Raw genomic sequence first — 24147 nt, 5'->3', positions numbered from 1 at the left:
CCTCTGGATACACATCTTATTGTCTGAAACGGACTTCGATCGGTTAGCAACATGCAGGATTTTTTCATCTTCTTGCACCTCCCCCTTGCGAAGTGGCCAACGACAACGAGGCACCACGAGTGACTATGACTTCAATTTTCCTGGCAGCGTCTACCTCTATGACTGGGAACATATTTTCAGCCATGTCCAAATAGAACTTGGCCACTCGATCCAATGCTTTACCTGTGCCTTTAATCGCAGCGCCTTGTAATGCTTCTTGGCTCATGACTTGCTGGTACAGCTGAGTATCACCGGCATTACCCGTCTGAATCGTTGGTACAGGATTCACATCAAATGCGCCTGCCAAGCCCTGTAGGAATCCGGCCATCATCGATTTAGCCACCAGTTGGCCTTGTTTCGACACTAATCGGCCACGAATACCGGCTTTGCCGTCTTCACCTACGGCATAAGAATCCAGTCGTGTTTCAATGACGCCGCCATCTTCTCTCACACATGAAATGGTCTCGCCTCGCAAATAGGCACGCTCAGAGCTCAAATCACCGTAACCTGCGGCGATCAAGAAACACTCTTTGATATCCGCTCTAAATCGGTTGGGTAAAATGGCTTCCTTTTGAATCCTCAGCAATGCTGGAAAAGGCTCGCGTCTTGCGGACTCGTGAGTGGGGGCATCCAAACCTGTGATCAAAGTACCTGAGATGATGCTGCCCGCCGGTAGATACAAAGGCGGCGCTTCTTGCACAACAACCTCTGGTTCAGCAACCACTTCAGGCTCAATCATACGAATCGTGATTGGCGGCAATGGAACATCTCGTGCTCGTGTACCTTGGCCATTGGCTGGCTGCTGATAGAGCGGATCAGGCAGCGGCGCATTGGCAAAATAGTCGTCTGGGTTAGACGGCAGAGGCTTTTCGTCTTTGGGTAATTCCATGGCAGATAAAGGCACTTCAAAACGGCTATTTTTGCCTTCAACTGCTGCATCACCTCCTGCGCGAACATCATCAAGTTCCGCTCTAAGGCGGGCCAGCTCCGCATTGACCTCACTTGGTATAGAAGGCGAACCTGGGCTTAGCCGTCCTGAATCGACGTCGCGACGCAAGCGCTCAACTTCACGACGTAACTGTTCATTGCGCTCACTGAGTAGTTTTACGTTCGCAGCCAAACTATCGACCCCAACATCACGAGTATTGGTATCCGTAAGAATGTGCCGAATTGTTTCCTGTCGGTTCCGACTGCTTGAGCCATCGTCAGGATTAGGTGAAAACACCATCACCATAAGAATGAGACCACCAGCAATACCGGCAACCGATAGGCCCCGCTTCATGTTCGGGCTCATTTGTTCCCATTGTGCTTTCATCGTTACTTACCTCCCACAAGAAGCGAAGGTCGCTGACTTTCCACTGGTTCTTCACGATGATTGCGAACAACCACATACAACTCAGTCTTTTCACCCGGCAACAAGATATTGCGAGGCCAGTAAGCGCTTGCCACTATATCTGGTGCATGACAGGCTAATTCACTGGCTTCTATCGGCTCATCGGCAAAGCTTTCAACCAGTCCTACATAGACGGTGAAGTAATGTCCCGACACAATTTGCCCCTGCTTAAAACCAAACTTTAAGCCCGGCTGAAAACATTTCGGGCTTGTGTCAGTTTGGCCAGCTAAACGGATGTCATAGCCTTGTGGTAACTCATTTAGTGCAAGGCGTCTCAGTAAGTCACGTAGGTTATCGACGTAAGGTTGAGCTGTTTCCCAAGTGGCGGCTTTGCGGTTCACGACGCCCTTAATAGGCCACTGCTGACCATCAATAGCTAAGGTGATTTCACGCGGTGGAATACGACGAGGTACTAAGGTGACAGATAACGCGGGCGCTTCCAGACCAGGCGGAGTGATGTAAAGTGAAACCGGTGATTCTTTGTCCGTGGCCACATATACAACATTCCCCTTGATTTGCGTCTGAGCATCACTGGTTGTTCTCACCTGAGGCGATTCAAACGGCGTCACAATTCGATTCAGATGACCAAGTGCTACAGGGATCAGTTCATTAACCCCCGGTGTCATCAGTAGCGTTGTTGGCGTATCCGCTGCAACCGAATTGCTTTGAACCGGTGGATTTGCAGTAGCAGACTGCTTCATCACACTGGCTGGCACAATCGGCAATTCCACGTCTGCATACGACGCTTGAGATAACAGGACGCCACTCAAGCTCATTGCGATTAAGCTTGGTGTTATCCATCGACTAATTTTGGTTCGCATCATTCACCCTCCGGTTTTGCTCTTGGGTCAACTTTTCACGAACTCCCTTCGTTCTAGCTTGCCCCTCATACGTATCCATCCAACTGAGCTTTGGACGGTATTGCTCAATATCGATGTCAAACTCATAGGTGCGAGTTTGGCGCTGTTCATCTCCAGATGGCCCAGAGACCAAGGAATAACCGGTCACAAAGACATGGCCGGTTTCATACTCATACTCCACTTGTCTGGGTTGGAATTTGAGCGTGACTCGGTCTTCACGGATCTGTCTTGCCTGAATCTCCAGTGCATCGACCACTTGCTGGTACACCGCTGGAGAAAGTAGCGGCTCAATGGCAACCCGGATGAAAGACACATTACCCGGCGTCACGTTGCCCATAAGCTCAGCCAGGTAGAGTCCCCAGGATTCAAGGTAAGGTTGAGTGGCTTGGTTTCGTGACACTTCAGCCGTTTCAGACAAGGTTGGTGGTTGAATAGCTACCACGGTATTGCGAGAAAATGCCGCTATCGCAAGCAGCAAATTAGATAGCACCAGCACCGCAATCAGGAACCGCTGCCATCGGTTCTCTAATTGCGTGCCTTGCCATGATTTTAAAAACACGTCGAACTTCACGGCAGATAGCTCCTGATAAATGGGTTAGGGATCGTCTTGGCTTTGGTTGGCAACAGCCCAGCCCAGTAGATGGCGTGAAGAATAAAACCATCTGGGCGACCATCACGAAAACGCCGATAGAGCTTGGTTGTCACCAACCCCAGCAGGCATAAAACCAAGGCATTACCGGTAAAAATGCCGATCACTAGCCCCAACAGAATGGGAGCCATCTCATCGGCACTCCAAAGCAGGAAGTGCGGCGGGTCATCGATATAGGACGGAATACTCACAGGTTCCATAGTCACTCCTCGTTGTTTGAATTGAGAAGTGAAGGATGCCTTGGGATTGGCAGCTTCAGTGGTCAGCTAGATGCCGAATTCTTGAAGGTTTTGAGGGTTCTACTCAGACAATACTAACAATTAATCTTTTTGATGCGGTTGATATGATGGGGATATTGGTCGTGTCGAGACCAGCTGCCCACTTTAGCAAACCCGGATGGGACGACATGCATATCAAATTTATTTTTTGCTTAGGTTTTTTCTGCGACCTCTGCAGTGGGCACCGTATTCGCTAATAGGAGAAACTCAATGCAAATTACTAAAATCATTTCCTCTGACACGGTTGAACGTTTAAAGCAAAAAGCACGAAAGCTTAAACGTGAAAAATCCATTACACACACTCAAGCACTCGATGAAATTGCAATCTCTGTTGGCTTTAATCATTGGCATCAGGTTGTACAAGCCAATGACGTACTTAAGCCATCAGAGGTGGCGTTATCTTCTGGATGTGTCATGGCTTTTGATGTCAAAGATGGTATGGATGTCGATACCAGTGATGGGGTTTTAATTGAAGACCATTTCTTGGAGATGCTCACTGAAAAGCAGCTATTTGAAATTTATGCCAACTCCCATGATGAGGACGACGAACAAAACAGGCCGCTAAAAGAAACGCTATCAGATTCAGAGCTTCAGGAGTACTTTCGAGATGATTACTCATTCATGTACTTTCGCCTTGCCGAGCCTCATGCAAACAAACCGCTGAAAGAAGTATTGGCTCTTATACGACAGTACTCGTTTTGGATGCCGCAATATATTTGGCTTCAAGGTCACCTTATTGATACTTATCATTTGCCAGCGGAAGACGAGAATGGCAATACCGTAGGCGTAAGGTTTTAGCTCTACAAGATGAGGCCTAACTGGCCTCATATCTTCTTCTGCAAGTGGCTTAACGCCAACCCTGCCATCAATGCCAAGCCGATGATCATCGACGGTAGAACCACCGGTGGAATAGCCAGCGGGGCGAACAATCCCATAAACAGCAAAATGACACCTGAGCCCAGGATAATCATGCTGTAGCGGTGAATGATAGGGCTCGAAAAATCAAAGGTTGTTTTCTTAATTTTCCAGGTCATTAAGCCATCCCACAACGCCGGTAACATGAGAATAAGCGCAAAGGGCAACCAGACCATCAGCAAAGCAAATCGAGTGAACACTTGGTACAACACATCAAAAAATGCCTGAATACGGTCTTCTACCCACACAAACCAAAAGCCTCCCATGTTCTCCATCCCTTTAGAGCGCAGTCGTTGCTCTTCAGTGGGGATTAGAAAATCACGCACAGATTGCTCCATCTGTGTATCCACAATCCATGACTGATACCAGCCATGGCTAGTTTGACCAATCCAATAGCTTGTTTGTGTGCCCAATTGGTTTTGAATCATCTGCTTCTCTTTATTAATAACCCGGCCAGTCCAATCACCGGGCACTAACACGCCAATGGCAATAATCTCCAGCATCAGTGCCAGACACAGCAGCCAAACCGACTTATGCTTGCTCATGCCAAACATCCTCTTCTACTCGTGCCAGCATGGCTGCAACGGTTGGCGTCATAATCCGGGCTTTAATCACTTGTTGAAGCCGCTTTGTCGTCGTATGACCACTGACATAACGCACCTCGATGCGTCCTTCAGCCAAATACGTCATCCGATTTGGACGATTACGAATCCAGGTGTAGAAATACACACCATCCACGGCGGCCCACTCGAAATGGTCAGGATCACGCAGACGAATCCCCGTTAAAGCACTGGCGGCAGTCCAGGTCAGTGCCTCAATGAAATGCCAAAGGCGAACACTGTCATCATCACAACTGACTTCTTCATAACTACCCAAGCCATTGCACAGACACAAATCAAAGATGGAATGGCCATCTAACGTGAGCGCATCCGTTAAATAGTCCGCCAAGCAATACACCGAGGCCAAAGCATGAGGCCAGTCGGTTTCAAGCAGTCTTAAGGTTTCCTTGAACTGGGGGTTATGTTGCTGCCACTGAGCGAGCATTTCTTTACTGGTAAGTGTTGTCATTTTCAGACAGACAGAATGATGCATACAGACTCCTTATGCTGCCTGTGTAGAGCTGGTTAAAATAGGAATGCGGCCTTTGATCACGCGGCCACCTGAAAGCTTGGCGATGTACTCCAGGTTGGGAAGCTGGCCTAATAACTGCGGTGGAAACATATCGCCTTCTTCCTCCATCAAGCGTTCGCCATGATTGCCGGTAAACAACGCGGGGCTGTCCGAGTTGGACGACATACCTTGAGTTTGCATGATGTACTGCAACCGAGTCTTAGGCAGATTGTCGGTAATGTACTGCTGTGTTTCGGCGTCCATCACCCGAAGAGCTATCAGGTTGTTGATGTTACCTAACACCTGGCGAGCCTTAGCTTCACTGCCTGTACGAGCGGCAAAGTCAGCAAAGGTCTGAGTAGCAATCACACAACGCATTTTTGCGCCACGGCCTTTGTTGAGCAGTTGAATGAAGGGATCGTTGACGACTTCAGCCGCCTCATCGATGAAGATATTTACGGGACGATTTTCAACACCATAGTTATAGCGGTCACCGGCCACGGCGGTGAGATCGGATAAAAGCAACGAACCAATGGCGCTGCCAACCATGGCGTCGGTCAATGAATCCAAGCCGATATACGCCACTTGGGCATTGTTGATAATTCGGCCAGAATCCGTAATTAACCGGCTGTCATCCACATCGTTTGCAATCGGTGATAGCAGTGGGCCAAGTTCACTTGATGTGAGCATATTGAGCACCGGCATCAATGAGGCCACCATCTTGGAATAGTGGGTTCTGTCATGCTCAAACATACTCAAAAGGCCTTCCAAATCGGTATTGGCGGCAACGGGCTGAATGCGTTCGTAGTAGAAAAGCAGCATCGCCATGGCCTGTTTAGCCAAGGTGTTGGCCTTTTCGGTAAAGCGCTTAATCTCCACACTAAAGTTCGGATATACCTGCTCACCCCAAGCCGTGACAGCTTTTACTACCAAGCCTTCTGGGCCACCTTCCAAGAATCGCCTCAGTGTTTTCAGATCAGGGCGTTGTGACGTAAGCAACAAACCTTGCACGATGTTATTCAGTGCCATTTGGCCAAAGGCTTTAAATGGATCAGCACCGGTTTCAGATGGGATTAATGCCGCAATACGACTGGCAATTTCAGTGCCCCTATTAAAGTTTCTCAGGGGATTAAGACGTACTGAATGCTCTGGAAAACCTGGATGAAAATACACAAAGCGTTCAGGACTACCGGCGGCAATACAGGCTCGCTGCGCATTATCCTTAAGTTCCTTGTCTCCCTTAGGGTCAATAATAATCACGGCTTCATTACGCAAAATGGCCTGAGTGATCATCGCATCAAAGCATCGGGTTTTTCCGGCACCGGTCGTTCCGACAATTAAGGTATGCCCCTCGGTGTGACCAACTGGCTGATACACATCTTCTTCTTTGGGCTCGACACCATGAATCCAGGTCGAACCCATTTGTTTGCCGTGACCTTGGTTAAGCAAGGTTTGCTTATCCCGCTTTAGGATTTCATAAGCGCGTTGGGCATGACGTTGATCCCACTCAAAGCCATACCCTAACCACAATTCATCAGGATGTTTTGCCATCACCTTTTGCAAATGCGACAGCTCCATAAATGCCAATGGTTTGCCTTTTAGCCCCATCTGCAACTTATAAAGGCGATAAGCCTCAGGAAGGCGATACAACGCCATGCCCGAGGAAATCCCTGTCATCCACCAAAATGGTTCAGGTGGTAACTCAGTCAGCATTTCTGCGGCTATTGCCCCTGTTGCCCCAACCAGCCAACCTGCTGCGGCCATGGCTTCATAGTTCGTGCGCCAGGGCATCTCGTATGCGTTTTCTTTCATTCATGCTCCGCAAAATAACCGTTTGCAATCCGCTTAATTTCAAATGGATTAACGTTCAGCGTGAGCGGTAAACAGAACCGTTTCCCCCTCATCAAACTGGCATTGGTCACTGGCCGAGATCCCCCGAAGCAGCTGTCCGGCTGGAATGCCATGCTCATTGGCGACTTGGCGTAAGGTTTGAATCGTGACGCGAATACCATCGGCACTATGATCCACGTCTGGGTAATCGCCATCGGTCAGTAAGATGGGCAAATCTTTCACAAAATTAACCATCTGTTGGCGCTGCGCGTGTTTGGGGTCGATACTTGAGTTCGCATTGGGCGCAATCGGCTTTTGCTTACACTCCGCTCTTTTGGAGGGCTCTTTTGCTCGGGCATTGGTTGTCTCAGTTCGACTCGGTCGCGGTGAAGCCTCTTCGTTCTGAATTGCTGCCGCTGATTCTGCGTCTTGTTTGGGAAGGTCAATCAGTGCAGTAAGCCCTTTAGAAATCGATACTTTCAGCAGTAACCCTTGCTCCTGAACGCCACCTTTCGTAGTCACAGTTCTGGCTTTACGCGTCGGGTTTGCCGGATCTATTTCAAGCCAATCCAATCGACTGAGTTCAGCAAGCAGTTTTCGGGGAGCACACCAATGTCTTACGGCATCGGGATAGCGGACCAGTATCTGTTCATCAACCATAACCAACGCACTACTGGCCTCTGGGAGCCATGCCAAAGATTCAGGCAGATTCAATGCTTCTGCATCGTGCTGGTTTACGTTATTTGAGATAGCGCCATCATATGAGTTGTTAGGCTTTTCGCATTCATCACCTGGAGCATTTTCAGTTGCCTGAAGGTGATTAACATCACTGGCAAGACGACGTTCATCATCTTGTTCGGACGATTTTGTCGATGGCGACTCAGCCGAATTATTGAGTTCAATTGATGATGACGCTTCAGACAAGCCTGGCTGCTCACTGGAACGACTCTGAGGCTCTGCTTGTGTTTGCTGTGTTGCTTCCCACTCAGATTTGCTAAACAGCCTCACACCACTTGGTACATTCGAACTGAACAATAAATCGGCCTCAGATATATGCAGCATGGGTAACCAGATTGGCTTGCCGTCTTTGATCAGCACTTCAGGGGCAAGGCTTTCATATCGCTCATTTGAGGCTGATTTTGTGGCTAATCCTCGCTCAATGAGGATGTCCGCAAGGGTATCGGGATCTCTTGGAATGCCAGGTATCTTGTCTTTGGCCAACAGCTCAATGATTTCCTTAGCCGCGCTTTTCCAAACCAGGTAAAGATTGGTTGATTGATTCGATTTTCGTATCCAAACTCTGGCATCTCGCTGATTGACCAACCACTGGGAACTGGCAAGCAATCGCCTCATGGCATCAAGTAGATAGCGTTCGACTGGGACACCAATGGTGTTGTCGTCAACGGAAATTCGTTGAGCTTTCAGGTCTCGCTGGACACTGGTTTGGTCAGCTTCAATAACCAATTTAGACAGGACATGCTCGGGATCGGTATTGCCAATTGCCTCCAGCATGGCTTGCAAAATTTCAGGGCCCGGTTGGGTTAACCAGGCGAGCAACTCGGGTGTCATCACCCGGTTTAAAACCAAAATTGAAAATTGCTCGTGCCGCTTGCACCGTCCGTCGCGCCAGCGAATAAAATAGCGTTCAATGCTGTTATTTGTGGTCCACTGGGATAAGGTTTCTAAAAAAGGGTTCCACTGATAGCGTCCATCTTCGTCTGTAATAGACAAGTCTGAAACAGGCTTACCAATATCATGGAACAAACCGCCTAATGCCGCCGCAACACGCCACCTTGGTTCCAGCTCTTTTTTCTCAACCGGTGTGCCACTGGCAACAAAGATGATCCCTTCAGCAGCTTGTGCAGCCCAGAAAGCAACTTCCAACGAATGACGTAATAAACCACCAGCGCCACTGTGATGATGATGCTCAGAAGCTGGCAACAAATGAACATAAGCAGCCAGATGATCAATGCAGGGCTGAATTAGCCTTTGAAAATCACGCTGGTTGAAGCCAAGTACCTGACGCAGTTTGGCTATTAGCTCGTCTTGTGTGGACTGCAAATCCTCGGGTGACGCTGCTGGCAACCCCTTCAGAAATGGCGGATAGCGAGGAATTTCTGTATCCAGTTGCGATGACAGCTCTGGTAGTGCTTTGGTTTGAAAAAATAGGTTTTTGAACATAGTGAACCTCCGACACGATAGTGTGAAGGTTCTTTAGCAACTGAAGATGTTAGATAGCCGAAAGAAATATGCATTTATCTGTAGTTGTTTTCGTTCTAGTGAGAAAACCGACAGTTACATTACAGTGTGGGGTAAGACAGCTTTTCATTGTAAGACTGGGCATCATCCTCCCAAACTAGCCGAACAACATGCTTTCGTTTCGTTTGCATATGAACAGCGGCTATTAGCTCAACGGCTTGATACTTTTCGAGGCTTTCCATTGGAAATTTGTCAGTCACTTCTGATTCAATAACTAAATCGTTACCTTCGGGGAACTCAATTCTGACGTTTCTTGCAGTAGCAGCACCTTTATTCCAAACCTTAAGCCGATACTTACTGCTGCCAAGTTTTATAATTGATGCACCAAGGTCAGCTTGCTTTCCTTTCAGAGCATCTTCATTTTCTTTTTCCAAGAGAATGGTGTTTAGCTTTTCCTGGCTTTCGACAAGTGACTTCTGCCTCTTATTAAAGCTGACCGTTTGCCATGTTGCGTAGCCAGATAAAAGGAAAGCTAATCCAGCTATCACATCACCTGCATCAATAGTTACTGGCATTACTTAATCCTTATATTCTTGCTACCAGAAAAAGCCTTTTTTAAAGATTTACGTAGTTCGTCTTGAACGTCTTTTAAAACTTCTTCCTTGATTTCAGAAAGGTGCTCGTCAATATTTTCGCTATTCTCTTGAATAAGCTCATCTTTATTAAACTCTCGGTCACAAGATGCACAAGTCATTACTTGTATTGTTTCATCGCAACCGTCTTCGTAGGAAAAGTCCGAACAACCACAAGTCGGGCAAAGCAAGCTTATACTTCTATTGTACTTTTCAGGATTCATGCTATTTCTCCGTCACGTAAACAGCCATACTTAAAATTTAACCGCATGAGTGAGCGACATTTAGACTCAATCTGCTGGCTGAATCTTCCAATTATTGTTATGAAACTAAAAGTGAGCTGTCAGCCAGATGAACTGACAGCCCGATATAAAAACGGAAACGACTAGCCGCTTACGACTTCCATCAATTTCGAGTAACTCGTTACAACATCATATTTGACGTTTTCACTCGTTATCTCTGCATTAATTTTTTCAAAGAATTTCCTAGCACATTCAATCTTGCGATCTTCTATGCCACGCAATTCAAGCGAAGACATCGTTCCTTTAGTCTCTGCAATAAAGTAAATGTGTTTAACACTTCCTTCTTTGAAAGAAATCGCCCAATCAGGGTTGTAGTCGCCAACAGGCGTCGGTATCAGAAAACCACGAGGAAGTTTTGCATAAACCACGACTTCTTTGCTTGTATCAAGCTCGGTAACAAAGTCCCGCTCAATGCCTTGTGAATCAACGACAACATAATCATAAATATGCTTATTAACGCCACTAACGGCTTTTGTCATATCAGTGATTTTTTGCTCTGCCGTAAATATATCAACATCATAAGATTCGTTCGTTGGATCATATGATAGCTTCTCGATAATCACAGATGCCTTTTGCTCTTTCACAAGCCGTGAAGCTTCAGCTAGAAAATGCTCAGGGTTTTGCTTAAATTGTGCAAATACTACAGGTTCTGTACCAATCAGTATTTCGGCGACTGTTTTGCGAGTCAGCACACAATTTTCAGCCAACTTACCAACCAAGTCATAACGAACAGCAGAATGAATGCTCGATTGATGAGTTTCAGTCTCAGTGTTTTTCACCTTGAAACTTTGTCCAGCTTTGAGTTGTTCGTCGGTAATGCCATCCAATTGAACACCATCTTGAATGGTGTATTGAAGAGGCGTTACCTTAAGTTCTTTATTGAGTACCCGAATACAATTTTTAATCAACTCAGACGAATCAAAATCAACCTTATAAACCGCTTTACGATTGATTTTGTGCCAAAGCTCCTGAAACTCTTTCTTATCAAAATTAGCATTCAACGGATTGATTTTAGGTTTACGATCATCACCAACACCTGGCAATTGCGCTTCACTATAAACACCGTCTATCAGCGTCAATATTTGCTCGCGGTAAGGCTCTAACTCAGCAGGCATTGGCGCTAACTGCCCACTAGCCTTAGCCTGGTGGAATGATGGCGCGATTGAATCGTCAGCTTCATTGGTATAATCATTTTTAAGCAAATACTTATAAATTTGCTTAGCCATGACAGCTGTTACTTCTACAGGTCCATCAGCAGTTGTAATTGTCTTACCCGTAAAATAAGCTTCATCTGCTTTTCTAGGTCTCGCTGAGAGAGACTCGCTGATTTCTTTTTGTAGATTCGTGACAAAGTCTTTATAGCTTTCACTTGCAATCACCGACAAGACATTAATTTCATGCACAGTTGCCGGATGATCTTGTCTGTCACCATGTCTATTGACGGCCAGACGTAAACCACGTCCAACTTCTTGACGACGAGAGATAGTATTGTCGCTGTGTTTCAACATACACATGACAAATACGTTTGGATTATCCCACCCCTCGCGTAAGGCCGAGTGTGAAAAGATAAATCGAGTAGGCTCATCAAACGAAAGTAACTTTTCCTTATCTTTTAAAATCAAATCATAGGCATCTACATCGTCTGATAGCCCGGCATCTTCACCACGGACTTTAAAGCCTGGGTTCTGAAGACGATTTGATTTCTTATCAATTGAGAAGTAACCATTATGCGTTCTAGAGCCTTCAATGGCCGATAGATAGGCTTTATAGGCATCAGTCTGCTCACTGGGTAAAAGAGATAACTCATCAAGATACTCCTGTACAAGTAAAGAGTACTCTTCTTCAAAGACACGAGCATAATCACCTTTCTCATCGGCTTGAGAGTAGTCTCTATACTTTGCGACTTCGTCAATAAAAAATAGAGAGAGAACCTTTATACCTTGGCTGAAAAGAGTTTTTTCTTTTTCTAGGTGCGCTTTAATTGTCTCGCGGATCTGTATTCGGCGAATGGTCTCTTCGGTCACGTCTCCCGTGGCATCGCCCGCGGTTAAAACATGGCCATTTTTGAATTCAACCGTGTCGTTAATCGCGTTGACATCAGTAACCACAAAGTCACGGTACTGGTCCAGACCATTGCTAAGATCAAAAAGATTATCGCCCTTAGTGACCTTCTTGGGTATGCGTTTAATGCCATTTTGTTGTTTAACTTCGATCTCAATGCGAGCCACTGGCATTTTTTTCGAGATCTCGATGGATTCCAAATATAGATAGGCTGTCGTTCCCGCCAAGCCTTTTACTGAAATACCACGAACGGCAATTTTCTTAACCAGCTTATTGTTATAAGCGTCAAGCGCATCCAGGCGATGCACTTTATTATGTGTTGTCTTATGCGTGGCCGAATATCGAAGTACCATCAGTGGTTTGAATTTGGCTAAGGCATCTAATGTCTTCTTGCCTTCCATCTTCTGCGGCTCATCCAAAATCAGGATTGGGCGGTTTGCACTAATAACGTCAATAGGTCGCCTAGACTGGAAGTCATCCAACTCTTCATAAATTCGTCGATTGTCTTTTCCTGAAGCATTAAAGGCTTGAATATTAATGACCATCACATTGATGCCACTGTCAGAAGAAAAACTCTCTAACTGGTGCAATTGTTTCGAGTTATAGATAAAGAACCGGGCCTTTTTACCGTCGTAATTCTGAGCAAAATGCTCACCTGTGATTTGCAGCGACTTGTAAACACCTTCACGAATGGCGATGCTAGGCACAACGATAATAAATTTGCTCCAGCCATAGCGCTTATTCATCTCAAAGATGGTTTTGATGTAGCAATATGTCTTACCAGTACCGGTTTCCATTTCAACATCGAGATTAATCTTAGAGCTAGCATTGCTGACTAACGCTTCTGAAACAGGGAGGTTCTGTCTACTTTGAACACCATGGATATTTTGCAATAGCTGCGATTCAGTGATCGCGAGTTCAGCATTTTTAAAACCGTCTTGGTCGCTCATATCCCAGCCAGCATTACCAAATTTATCTTTGGCAACACCAGGGTCGATTCGGTAGGTTACGCCGGAGCTATTAGGTTGCCCAGCAAAGCAGTCAACAACCGACTCTACGGCAACAGTTTGATAAGGTTGGACTTTGAACTTTAACTTCATGCTCCCTCCTTAAATCGCTTTAACTTCAGTATGCGGCGAAACTTGCTTGAAAATCTGCTCAGCATTAATTTTTACCGCGTCAGACTCAAAGCCGTCATCACGGAACACTACGCGAAGTGGTTCTTTTGCAGCTAACTCTTTAATCAAAGCTTCATTTATACGCAGATCAAAACAGGCTACCAGTGCATCATCATCAACAAAGAAAACCGGCTTACCTTGAATCGTTTCTTTTTTGATTGGTAAGGTTAAATCGACGCCCCAATCAAGTAATACTTGAAAGAGTAAATCTTCATCAGTGCGGTCTGATTTAATATTATCTACCAATAAGTCTAGCGAACCCTGAGTAACTTGATCTGGAGAGTAGTAAACATCCGTCATGTTTGATGAATCTACTTTAAGTACTCGAAAGCCAAAATCCTTTGCATTTTTATAGTTGCTTCCTATTTTTCTGATACGAGCTTTGCTTACATCAGCAATAGACCTACATCCCAGCTTAAACCCTTCAGATCCTTCTTTTAATGGCTCTGGAATTTGCACCATTATAAATTTACGAGAACCTAAATCTTCATTATTCAGTTTAATAACTGCCTCTGCGGTAGCACTTGAACCAGCAAAGAAATCCAATACCAAATCATTCCCGCGAGTAGAAATCCTCAAGAGTCTTTCTATTAATTCAATAGGTTTTGGTGTCTCGAATACCACGTAACCATCGAACAGTTTATTCAGATACTTAGATGCTGTACTGTTTGTGCCAACATCATTAAGCAATGTTTGGGCAACTGTACCGTCTCTGGTTTGAGATAAAAACCTTTTATCCATAGGCTTACCATCACCATTTTTCCCCCAATAAACAGTTCCTTCTTTGATTTTCTTTGCCATGTCCTCCTGATTTACAGCCCACATCCTACCTTCTGGCGGGAAATGCTCCTGTCCCGTATTCGGATTAACAATCTTGTAGAGTAAGCTCGGTGTAGATCGACCACCTTTAGCAGCCGCAGTCAAGTTATCAGGTTTCCATCGTCCTCTTGGATCGTTATCAGGATTTTTGTAATCTTTATCTTTAGCTGGATCTCGAGGTAAAAGATACAACTCTGCTTTAGTAAAATCTTTTACGTACATCAGAACATATTCATGTACAGAGCCCACAACGACATTATTCGGTGCAGTTTTCTTAACCCAGACAAATGTTTCTACAAAATTCTGCTCACCAAATATCTCATCACAAATTTTCTTTAAATTCGCATATTCTTCATCATCAATTGAGATAAAAACGACACCACTATCAGAGAGCAAGTTTTTAGCTAACTTTATTCTAGAGTACATCATAGATAGCCAATCGGAATGAAATCGTCCATTTGATTCCATATTAGCCACCAGCCTATTCCCTATCGAATCGGCCTGTAATGAGTTTTTGAAATATGATTCAGTATTTTCAGAGAAATCATCATCATAAATAAAGTCTCGTCCTGTGTTATATGGTGGATCTATGTATATTGTTTTGACTCTACCTAAGTATGTTTCTTGCAACATCTTTAGCGCATCAAGGTTATCGCCTTCAATAAAGAGGTTTTCAGTGGTGTCAAAATTGACACTTTCTTCTCGACAAGGTCTTAAGGTCTTGGCAATAGGTGCATTCGCTGTTAGTAGTGCTTCTCGCTTACCGGGCCAGTTCAGCTGATAGCGCTCTTGCGGGCCTTCAACGATTGAATTTGATAGCTCTTGTTTAAGTTGGTCAAAATCAATGGCTAACTTTAGCTCTCCGTCAGCCCCTTTTGATTCCGTCACGCAGTTCGGAAACAACGCCTGAATTTTCTCTATGTTTTGCTGCGTCATGTCGGGGCTGTGCATCTTTAATTTATCCATGTGTTCACCTTTTGCGTGATGCCTTGCATAAAAAGCATGTAGCACCATTTAACTTATTGAAATTGTTTATTCTTTATGCGAGTAATTCTTCAAGCTCGCACCTTAAATTCTTTAACTGCTTATTGAGCTCAACCTTGCGGTTAAACTGTTTCTCAGCATGAACCTTCTTCTTATATTGCGAGATTTGCTTTTCCAATGCCTGAATTGCCATCAAGCGTTCAATGACCTCTTCAATACTCTCTGCGGTTCGTTTGGGTATGGGTAACAAGCGAGCAAGAAGCTTTTGATACAGCTCTTCCATATCGATTGCAGTTGGCAAACCCAATACTTCAGAAGTTACTGTTGATGCATTAACTAAATAGAACGTTTCTGAGAACAAATAACGGCTACAAACCCATTTGGCCTGATCGTTCTCTGCCTTACGCTTATAGCAAGCGGCGTAATGGCCTTGCTCACCACTAGCACCCCATACCTCAAATAGAATGGGAAAAGGTATGGCCAAATCAATCGCTTTAAGTACGCTGTCGTCTATCGAGTCACCTTTAAGCTTCACACTGAAAACCTGTATTTCACTGACCTCACTGGTTTGGGGAATATTCAGCGTGCTAGGCGATAGCTTGTAAGCCCAAAGAATTTGATCTACTTGCTCTACAAAAAGTGACTTCAACCCAGTGGTTGCCGCGCTGTGCTCATATATTTTGTTCTTAGGCACGACTCGACCGAACTTTGCGTTGTCAGGAAATATCCAAGGTGAGTTCATAAACTAGCTAACCTCATCCTGAGCACTATTCTCCATCAGATGCTTTTGCTGGATCACAATAAATGCCAGCAATTCAAAGTCATCAAGCCCGGCAAATGTATTCACTAAAGCAGAGGTAGCGCCACCACTGAACAAACTATCAATATCTTTTTCTTCCTTAACTTCAACCATGCTTTTTATGGCATCGGTTAGAAGGTGAGAGTAACGCTGCATATCTCGACCGTCTTGTGTTAGGCGATTAAATAACGCACAAATATCACTGAGCGGCTCTGTTTGCCCTTTGCAGCTACTGCGGATTAAATCTAATAATCTCTTTACCTCAAAATGATTAGCGACGATGTGCCCCTCATTCGATACATAGACAAGGTAATAAGGGTGGAGCCTGTTTTGCAGATCTCTATCGATACTGTTATTGACGTTTTTCAGCGCAAACACCACGCCAGGCAATAACCCTAATTCTGGCTTAGCTTCAACCACCGCATGCATGCCACTTGGTGCGTTTCTTGGTTCGCCGTAGAGTTTCATTAAATTAAGTAGGTCCATCCGAAATTCGTTTAGACCTAGATCGGTGATAGAAACCCCCGTTTTTAAATCTTCAAGCTCAATGACTTCTTCTTGCAGCTTCTTTAACTGCTCTTTACGATACGACACATCGTTAGCTTGACTACTTAAGACGTTATCATCACCAGTCGCTGTCACGTCAACAATCGTCATTCGACTTTCAACACGTTCTTTTAAGTTGATGTACTCATCCAGCGATATATCAGGCCAGTAGTTAACTAACTGAATGCATTTATTCGGCGAGCCAATACGGTCAACTCGACCAAAGCGCTGTACAATCCGAACTGGATTCCAGTGAATATCAAAGTTAATTAAGTAATCGCAGTCCTGTAAGTTCTGTCCTTCAGAGATACAGTCTGTAGCAATCAACAAATCGATTTCAGCGGGTTCATCGGGTAATACACTGGCTTTCGATTTGGAAACTGGCGAAAACAAGGTGAGCACTTCTTGTGTGTCGTAACCTTTTCGTCCGGTTTTTAAGGTGGTCTTAGGTAAACTGGAACCACCAGTGATCATCGCAGTATGGATTCTATGCTCGCTTAACATCACAGGTGACAACTGCTCGTACAGATATTGAGCGGTGTCCGCAAACGCCGTGAACACAATGATTTTCCTGTTTCCAGGATTTATCGGATTATTTATTTTTGCAGCAATATGTGATTTCAGATGCTGCAACTTGGCATCTTCTTCTGGCTTAATTTTGCTAACAGAATCTAGTAACCCTTTGATCAGCTCCAAATCGCCATCTAAATCCTGCTGCCAGGATGGAAGATCCATATCCATTAGCTTGATTTTGATTTTGTTACCGATTTCCATATCGTGATAAGAAGGCAAATCGTCTTCATCTGCTTCAATAGACTCTAGCGCTTCAACGAGACTGCTCACTTCGGTTTGCCCGTCTCGCTTATAGAATTCGTCGATAATACCTAGAACACGAACATGGTTATCATGGAGAGATTGCAAGGTGCTTCTGAACGAGTATACGGAGCTCTCAAGACGCTTTAGAAGGTTGGTTGTCATCAGTGCAACTAAGCTTTTTTCACGGTCGCTTTGCTTTAACTTACCTTTTCCGCCTTCAACTTGCGTGTCATACATCTCCTCGTATTTCTTCAATCTACTCGGGAGGATATAACTCACTGGCGCATAAACAGATAGTTTGAGTAGCTTAAGCTGTTCAAAGATCTCATTCAGGCTAACTACATCCGAACGAGTAGTAAGCGGACAATGAAACGAGATTGGCTTGTTACGTTCAGGGAAATGGCCAATATCTGTTGTGTCGTAGAAAGTTGTGATGTGCTTTCGTGAGCGAGCGATAGTGACGCTATCAAGCAGTTCAAAAAAGTCAAAATCCAAGGCATCGAGAATGGCTTTAGCTGTTCGCGTCTCTGGGTCTAGTTTGGACCAAGCGTTAAATGCGGCTTGTGCTTGGTTGAATATCTGTTCCACGCTTTTTGTGGTTTTAAGATGCTTTGTGAGATTGCTCGACTCGCCTTCATAAGCTAGCGCAAGCTGGTTTCTTAAGTCAGTAAATCTATTATTCACTGGTGTCGCTGATAGCATCAGCACCTTGGTTTTTACGCCAGCGCGAATAACTTTATTCATCAGTTTCTGATATCGAGTTTCTCGATCTTTCACTGCATCGTTATTTCTAAAGTTATGCGACTCATCAATGACGACCAAGTCATAGTTACCCCAGTTGATTCTATTTAACGGAGTACCGAAGGATTCGCCAGAGGTTCTGCTCAAATCTGTGTGACACAAAACATCGTAACTAAAACGGTCTTTAGCAAAGATATTTGTCTTTAAGTTTCGATTAAAGTTGAGCCAGTTATCCGCTAACTTTTTCGGACATAGAAGCAGCACAGATTTGTTTCTGAGCTCGTAATACTTGATGACGGCTAACGCTGTAAATGTTTTACCAAGACCAACACTATCAGCCAGAATGCAGCCGTTATAGGTCTCTAACTTATTGATAATCCCAGTCGCGGCATCTTTTTGGTAGTTAAATAATTTTTTCCAAATCAAGGTGTCCTGATAGCCGGTTCGATCATTTGGTAATACATCCTCTGTAATATCATCAAGAAATTCATTAAAAATGTTATACAAAATAATGAAATAGACTTTTTCGGGCGAGTTTTCTTGGTAGACAGATTCTATATGCTCGCAAATGGTTTTAGTAACATCTTGAAGCTTCGCAGGGTCTTTCCAAATTTGGTCGAATAACTGTAAGTACTGTGCTGTGAAATTTGGCTCATCGATTTTTTGCACAAAATTCGAAATAGCATTGCCTCGCTGATACCCTAGATCAACCGCCGTAAAACCGCTAACCGGAGCAAAAACTGCACTTATTGCCTCTGCTTGCTGTCTAGATGCTTCCGTCACAACAAACGACTGCATTGGAGAATCAGTTTTGTTTGATTTGAATGTCGCTTTCTTTCTGATCCAGTTTGCACACTCTTTAGCGATCGCTTTTTGAGTGAGCTTGTTCTTTAACTGTATTTCAAAGTCAGTTCCGTAAAGGCTGCGTTCACGCCCAGCTTTGGGGATAAAGAACTCTCGTTTTTCTTTTTTGAATTTATCGGTAACTTCATCCGCGACAAAAGTAGGTGATGTGAAGATGAACTCAAGTGAGTCTATCTTCGCTAACTCTTTTTTGAGTGCCTCATACGCATAAATAGAAAAGCAAGACGCAGCAATCTTTAACTTTGTATTAGGTGTCAGCGTCTGTTGAAGCTCGTCACCTAATAGGTTGTTAAGGTTATCGATTATTTTCATCAAAATTTATTCCCTGCGCCAAGTTCGTTTTTGTGTATTAGTTACCAAGTTCTTTTTCAATCCCTGGAGCTAGCATGATGTTTTTAACTCCATAAAGTGTTGCTCTGTTCTTTAAGTACAAATGAGCTCCACCATCTTGGAGTGTGGCGTTGGTAGAACAATCCACATTCCATTGTCTGAGTAAGTAGCCTGCCGATGCCGCTCTAATCTCAACCTTTAAAACGCCACCCTCCATACCATAATCCAGTTCAATCGCTTCGCTGTGCTCAATACGAGGATGCGGCACTAACTCCAGCTCTACAAAGCGGTTCCATTGCCGGTCTTGGGTTTCGAACTCGGTTTCAGATAAAGTGGAATCTTCAAGCACAACCGCTGCTTTAATTCGGGTCAGTACAAAGTCACGAAATTCACCATGTTTGCGATCAAAACCACGAACGTGCCAACGCAGGCCATTGTCCACCAGCGTATGCGGCACAATTTCACGCGTGGTTTCACCGCTCGATAACGACACATAGGTGATACTCAAGGCTTTGCCTTTGTGTATGGCCTCGGTGACTTTCGCTACTATCGATAAGCTCGGCTTGTTAAGGTGATAAGGCGCTTCACACGCAAGAGGTGGTTTTACCTTTCCAGTGAAGCCATCTCCGTAGCCTTGGCTAATGGTTGCCAGAGTTCTCACAACGTCGTAGTCGAACAAGGGTTCAAAAGCTTCACCACGCTTATGCAATTTGAGCTTTTGGTCATATTCAATATTGCCTGGCGCAAGCTCTCGGTACATGGTGAAGTCTTTCGTTGCTTGTGCAGCGGCTATGCTGAAGCGATCGACTAAGTCCGCCCGTACCGCTTCTCCCTTAAACAATAAGGTGAAATCGATGTGTGCAATGCGATCCCTGGTTGCTTGTGGCAACTGCGCTATCTGCGAAAGCCTATCTGGCTTCGCCACTACCGTTTGTTTCAGACCATCATTTGTCATGCGTCTTGTTTATCCAATTCAACCAGATTCTTAAAACTCTGTTTATAAAGTACGGTCAGACATCGCGTAATCACATTGAATAGTGTCACTCAATGCTGCTCTTTATCCGCAATGACTTAGCAATCTCTACCGGTTGAAGCTGGACAGATGGCCATAAAACACTGAATAGGCTTCAACCTAATTAAATTTATTAGGTATCATCCTATCACAAATTATTTTGTAGGGAAGACTAAGCGGCAACTTTTTGATCTGGATTACAATTGCCGCTGAGTCATGAGCGTGAAGACCTTGTTTTGTGCCAATGCTGATAGCCGCTATCAATGCGCTACCCGAACCAGTGGCACCACGATGTTACCGCGATGCGATACCCCTTTGTCCGACTCTGTAGAGGTCAGGGCTCGTTGCTCACTCTCTCGAACACGCCTGGCAACTTCTGCCTGGGCTGGTAGCAATGGCAGCATCCCTTCAGCGATCGCGTCTGGGGCAGACTCTTGGCCACAGGACATCAAATGCTTCCATGGATCTTTAAGAAAGCGCTCGAACGTGATGCCAAATTCAATGATGCGGGCAGAGATGAAGATTTCGCCCCAGTATTCAATGTAGGTGTCTTGGTACATGGAAAGATTCCTCTTATTGGTTAAACCATGAGTTCACTTTCCATTTTCCAGAGATTTTCAAATATGCAAGGCTTACCTTGTAGAGAGCTACAAAGCTTTAAATCGATTGCGGGCATCTTTGTAGTCATAGTGGGCATGTTCTGAGCCACGATGATACAAATCATCCAGGTAAGTTTGTTCCTGCGGCAACTCGTCTTCGCTGATTTCGCGCCACCAATGTTTGTTGGCACCTTTAACACCGTCATGCCAGCGGTAACCACGCTCTTTTAAATAGTCCTTTACGTCAAACGGCGCACCAAACGCACGAACTAACACAGTTCGCCTGTCTGCTTCAAACAACAAGTTTGTAACGGACTCGGGCAACAATTGAAACAACCATGCCATCGCCAAACAATCGGTTGCAGCTCGGTGTCCTTCATAGAACCAACCTAAGCGAAGCAGCAGGTACTCAAGTTTCCGACTTTCAAAGCCCAGTGCTTTCCAATCTATGCCGCTAGCTGAACAGGCCCAAGATAGATGGCCTAATGCAGCAAACCGCTTTTCAAAGAAAGGACGATCAAACTGAGCATTATGCGCAACCACCAGCGGATCATCGGATAACCAACTCGCTACCAGTGAATCATCAATGTGCTGGCCTTGCACCATCTCATCGGTGATGCCGGTTAACTCGGTAATCAGCTCGGGGATTGGCTTGCCGGGATCTTCATACAAGCTGATCACATCAACAATCGACACAATCCGCTGAGCAGAGGGGCTGTAAAGCACCTTAACCATACCAAGCTCAATAATGGACTCATCATCGGCAGACAGTCCGGTTGTCTCTGTATCGAGCAGCACCATTGGCTGTTCATCACCGACCATAGGAGAAAGTTCAAGTGGCCAGGACTGCGGCTCACGGGTTAATGGAATACGCTCCAGCAATCTAAAATCTTCTGGTCTTTCTGGAATATCCGCGAGGCGCTCTAGCGGAAATGGCGCAGGGGCTCTTGTCATTGATGGTTCCTCTTCAATTCTATTGTTCGCTTTGGGTTATTTCACTGTGCCACAGGTTTCTCTAAATGCACCTTGGATACCTCAGCGTTTTTTTGATCTTTCTACTGGGTGACCCATGTATGAAGGCTTTGGCTAAGCCTTTCAGAAAGCCTTAGCTAAACCCTTTAGGTAACCCTTACCGATACCCTTTAGGTATGGCTTAGCCAACCCCTTTTCAAACGGTTGAAAAAGGCTTGAACTGAGTTCGACTGAGCATTTTAATGATGCTCCTGACTTCGCTTTAAGCCAGTAAATTCAATACGAAGCAGAATTTTACTAACTGTTTTTAAACCCTTTGCAAAGGGTTCAACAAGCCTTGTTTGACGGTTACTTGACCCATGCGTTAACCAGTAGCAGTAACAGGATCAGTAACAGAAACAAGAGCAGTAGGCAGAAGCAGTATTGTCCAAGCCTTGCAGGCTTTGACGAGGGCGAGCAATCCCCACATCAAGCTTTTCAACACAAAAAAGAAATCACCCACGACACAACGTCTTACTCGAACAACTACAGTTTTACCTACAATTTTACTTGTAGAAATCAGCATAGCATCAGATACTGTATAAACAAACAGTATTAATTCTATTTTTTCGAGGTTCGTCATGAGTGTCTCGCTGATAGGCCGTAGCGGCGCACTTGCCTTCATCAAAGCCAAGCGCCTTCGTATTCCATTGTTCATGGAACGTGTTTCTGCTGGTTTTCCCTCCCCAGCGCAGGATTATGTTGAGCAAACGCTCGACCTCAACGAGCTGTGCATCAAGCGACCGGCTGCAACGTTCTTTGTGCGTGTTGAAGGTGATTCAATGATTGATGCTGGGATTCACCCAGATGATATTTTGGTGGTTGATCGTTCTGTTCAAGCAGAACACGGTGACATTGTCATCGCTGGCATCCATGGAGAACTCACGGTAAAGGAGCTTCAACTAAGGCCGTGCGTCAAGCTGATCCCAAGAAACCAGGCGTATGAGCCCATTCATATTCCTGAAGGGGCAGAGTTAGAGATATTTGGTGTGGTCACCAATGTGGTGCGAAACATGCGCCGTAAGTCGTGACTGTCCCATGCCTGTATTTGCCTTGGTGGACTGCAACAACTTTTACGCCAGTTGTGAGAAGCTGTTTCGTCCTGATTTAAAAGATACGCCGGTTGTGGTGCTGTCCAACAATGACGGCTGCGTGGTTGCGCGCTCGCGTGAAGCTAAGTTACTCGGTATTAAAATGGGCGTACCCGTCTTTCAGATCAAAGCCGAAATGCAGCGCCATGGCATTTTGGCATTCTCCTCTAACTATGCGCTTACAGTTGGGAAATACTTTAGACATCACATGTTGTAATGTTTCAGGTTGTATAAATTAGACGTCGAGATGAGGGGTGGTTACAATTTTTACTATTGGTTAAGAAATATCTTGAAAAAGTAGATGTATGAACGCGTAACCCCCTGGGGGAAGGCTTAGCAGTGTGAATAACGGATGATTTAGGTGTTAATGTGATTGAACAAAATAGGTCGTTTCCAGATGACTTCGGCTTTGACTATTGTCTTATGTGGATTAGTACGGAGAAATATCCCTCATTTATAAGTAGGCCACACCCTGACAGTGGCGAGATCATCCATGACGTTAGGGACAACTCAAAACCATTTGCTCATAAACTTCCAATTTTAATAGACCCCGATGGTATCAATGTGGTGCCAGTGAATCTATATCTTCACTCTTTGTTGGCAGATCCAGATATATCCTCCGATAAGACGATTCAATCCCATGCAGTTGCGTTATTGAGCTTCTATCGGTGGTTGAGCACGGAAATCCCCGAACATACACACCCAAGGACTGGCCTTCTGGTTGATGAAAAACCTCCGTTAACAATATATGACTGCACCGAGAAGGTAGAGGAAAGTCCAATCGTGAGATATCGAGACTATTTATTGGAAAACCTTTATACCAAGGATGAAACTGGAAAAGTCGGTGGTTCTCCAAGTACAGCCTCTTCAGTGGTCCACCGAATGCGATTTCCGTCTGCATCTGTTGAAGTTGGGCGACGACGGCTTCTGAGCCTTTACCGGCCTCACATTCAAGGCACAAGAACACCTGCCTTAACAGTTGCTCCAGGAGATTGCATTGTTCATCGTAATGTTGCCACTGGTACTCTTCCACGGTCCGTTTCTGTTTTTTCAGGTAAAGGCAGAGGGTCTGGATATCCCTGTCATTCA

General features: G+C 45.0%; 20 protein-coding genes and 2 pseudogenes. 3 read left to right on the top strand and 19 right to left on the bottom strand.

What is annotated here, in order from left to right; all coding sequences use genetic code 11:
- Nucleotides 1-64: 64 nt before the first annotated feature.
- The 4 genes from KU855_RS04270 to traL are packed head-to-tail and all read right to left on the bottom strand — an operon-like array spanning nucleotide 65 to nucleotide 3141.
- Complete coding sequence (locus KU855_RS04270; protein WP_206989652.1) at nucleotides 65-1354, bottom strand: TraB/VirB10 family protein; 1290 nt, start codon at nucleotides 1352-1354, stop codon at nucleotides 65-67.
- 2 nt (nucleotides 1355-1356) lie between these two features.
- On the bottom strand, nucleotides 1357-2253 hold the full coding sequence (locus tag KU855_RS04265) for a type-F conjugative transfer system secretin TraK (RefSeq protein WP_206989670.1): 897 nt from the start codon (nucleotides 2251-2253) through the stop codon (nucleotides 1357-1359).
- Nucleotides 2237-2863, bottom strand: coding sequence for a type IV conjugative transfer system protein TraE (locus KU855_RS04260; RefSeq protein ID WP_218529103.1), 627 nt, complete (start codon nucleotides 2861-2863; stop codon nucleotides 2237-2239). Before KU855_RS04260 ends, KU855_RS04265 begins: the two co-directional genes overlap by 17 nt.
- A complete protein-coding gene (gene traL / locus KU855_RS04255; RefSeq protein ID WP_000433891.1) occupies nucleotides 2860-3141 on the bottom strand; it encodes a type IV conjugative transfer system protein TraL in 282 nt (93 codons plus the stop codon). The genes KU855_RS04260 and traL overlap by 4 nt, the downstream gene beginning before the upstream one ends.
- Nucleotides 3142-3429: 288 nt before the next feature.
- On the opposite strand from traL, the gene KU855_RS04250 reads away from it, so the two are divergent.
- Nucleotides 3430-4017, top strand: coding sequence for a plasmid-related protein (locus tag KU855_RS04250; protein ID WP_218529102.1), 588 nt, complete (start codon nucleotides 3430-3432; stop codon nucleotides 4015-4017).
- Nucleotides 4018-4043: 26 nt separating this feature from the next.
- On the opposite strand, the gene KU855_RS04245 is transcribed toward KU855_RS04250, so the two are convergent.
- The 14 genes from KU855_RS04245 to KU855_RS04180 all read right to left on the bottom strand — a co-directional run bounded on the left by KU855_RS04245 (nucleotide 4044) and on the right by KU855_RS04180 (nucleotide 22550).
- On the bottom strand, nucleotides 4044-4679 hold the full coding sequence (locus tag KU855_RS04245) for a DUF4400 domain-containing protein (RefSeq protein WP_206989657.1): 636 nt from the start codon (nucleotides 4677-4679) through the stop codon (nucleotides 4044-4046).
- Nucleotides 4666-5226 carry a conjugative transfer protein gene (locus KU855_RS04240; protein ID WP_218529101.1) on the bottom strand — a complete coding sequence of 187 codons (561 nt, stop codon included), beginning with the start codon at nucleotides 5224-5226 and terminating at the stop codon, nucleotides 4666-4668. The genes KU855_RS04245 and KU855_RS04240 overlap by 14 nt, the downstream gene beginning before the upstream one ends.
- A 9-nt stretch (nucleotides 5227-5235) precedes the next feature.
- The gene (traD, locus tag KU855_RS04235) at nucleotides 5236-7056 is read right to left on the bottom strand and encodes a conjugative transfer system coupling protein TraD (protein WP_024008839.1); all 1821 of its coding nucleotides are present in this window, start codon (nucleotides 7054-7056) and stop codon (nucleotides 5236-5238) included.
- Between the two features lie 48 nt (nucleotides 7057-7104).
- Entirely contained in the window at nucleotides 7105-9255 is a 2151-nt protein-coding gene (gene mobH, locus KU855_RS04230) for a MobH family relaxase (RefSeq protein WP_218529100.1), read from the bottom strand.
- Nucleotides 9256-9374: 119 nt separating this feature from the next.
- Entirely contained in the window at nucleotides 9375-9848 is a 474-nt protein-coding gene (locus KU855_RS04225) for a hypothetical protein (RefSeq protein WP_001145412.1), read from the bottom strand.
- The gene (locus tag KU855_RS18810) at nucleotides 9848-10129 is read right to left on the bottom strand and encodes a hypothetical protein (RefSeq protein ID WP_001067695.1); all 282 of its coding nucleotides are present in this window, start codon (nucleotides 10127-10129) and stop codon (nucleotides 9848-9850) included. Before KU855_RS18810 ends, KU855_RS04225 begins: the two co-directional genes overlap by 1 nt.
- Before the next feature lie 161 nt (nucleotides 10130-10290).
- Nucleotides 10291-13368 (bottom strand): type III restriction-modification system endonuclease, encoded by a 3078-nt coding sequence (locus KU855_RS04215; protein ID WP_206989662.1) that lies wholly within the window; start codon nucleotides 13366-13368, stop codon nucleotides 10291-10293.
- Between the two features lie 9 nt (nucleotides 13369-13377).
- Nucleotides 13378-15231, bottom strand: a complete 1854-nt coding sequence (locus KU855_RS04210; protein ID WP_218529099.1) for a site-specific DNA-methyltransferase — start codon at nucleotides 15229-15231, stop codon at nucleotides 13378-13380.
- A gap of 73 nt (nucleotides 15232-15304) precedes the next feature.
- Nucleotides 15305-15991 carry a DUF4391 domain-containing protein gene (locus KU855_RS04205; RefSeq protein ID WP_218529098.1) on the bottom strand — a complete coding sequence of 229 codons (687 nt, stop codon included), beginning with the start codon at nucleotides 15989-15991 and terminating at the stop codon, nucleotides 15305-15307.
- Between the two features lie 3 nt (nucleotides 15992-15994).
- Nucleotides 15995-19327: a helicase-related protein gene (locus KU855_RS04200; RefSeq protein WP_218529097.1), complete on the bottom strand. Its 3333-nt coding sequence runs from the start codon at nucleotides 19325-19327 to the stop codon at nucleotides 15995-15997.
- Nucleotides 19328-19364: 37 nt separating this feature from the next.
- Complete coding sequence (locus tag KU855_RS04195; protein WP_218529096.1) at nucleotides 19365-20300, bottom strand: WYL domain-containing protein; 936 nt, start codon at nucleotides 20298-20300, stop codon at nucleotides 19365-19367.
- Nucleotides 20301-20617: 317 nt separating this feature from the next.
- Nucleotides 20618-20917, bottom strand: coding sequence for a hypothetical protein (locus KU855_RS04190; RefSeq protein WP_216578580.1), 300 nt, complete (start codon nucleotides 20915-20917; stop codon nucleotides 20618-20620).
- Nucleotides 20918-21004: 87 nt separating this feature from the next.
- Nucleotides 21005-21910 (bottom strand): 3'-5' exonuclease, encoded by a 906-nt coding sequence (locus KU855_RS04185; protein ID WP_149151576.1) that lies wholly within the window; start codon nucleotides 21908-21910, stop codon nucleotides 21005-21007.
- A 382-nt stretch (nucleotides 21911-22292) separates the two neighbouring features.
- Nucleotides 22293-22550, bottom strand: coding sequence for a hypothetical protein (locus KU855_RS04180; protein ID WP_000182836.1), 258 nt, complete (start codon nucleotides 22548-22550; stop codon nucleotides 22293-22295).
- Here KU855_RS04180 and umuD point away from each other — a divergent pair.
- A complete protein-coding gene (gene umuD / locus KU855_RS04175; RefSeq protein WP_000116661.1) occupies nucleotides 22549-22998 on the top strand; it encodes a translesion error-prone DNA polymerase V autoproteolytic subunit in 450 nt (149 codons plus the stop codon). The two genes, KU855_RS04180 and umuD, sit on opposite strands and share 2 nt — an antisense overlap.
- 7 nt (nucleotides 22999-23005) lie before the next feature.
- A pseudogene (locus KU855_RS04170) lies at nucleotides 23006-23239 on the top strand (DNA polymerase V subunit UmuC); the annotation flags it as partial.
- Between the two features lie 678 nt (nucleotides 23240-23917).
- Here the strand turns inward: KU855_RS04170 and KU855_RS04160 are convergent.
- Nucleotides 23918-24147 (bottom strand): annotated as a pseudogene (locus KU855_RS04160) (hypothetical protein); the annotation flags it as partial.

It is taken from the genome of Shewanella sp. NIFS-20-20, from assembly GCF_019209865.1.
In the GTDB taxonomy this organism is placed as follows: Bacteria; Pseudomonadota; Gammaproteobacteria; order Enterobacterales; family Shewanellaceae; genus Shewanella.
The sequence above is the reverse complement of the archived record's forward strand: the minus strand, read 5'-3'. Positions and strand labels throughout refer to the sequence as shown.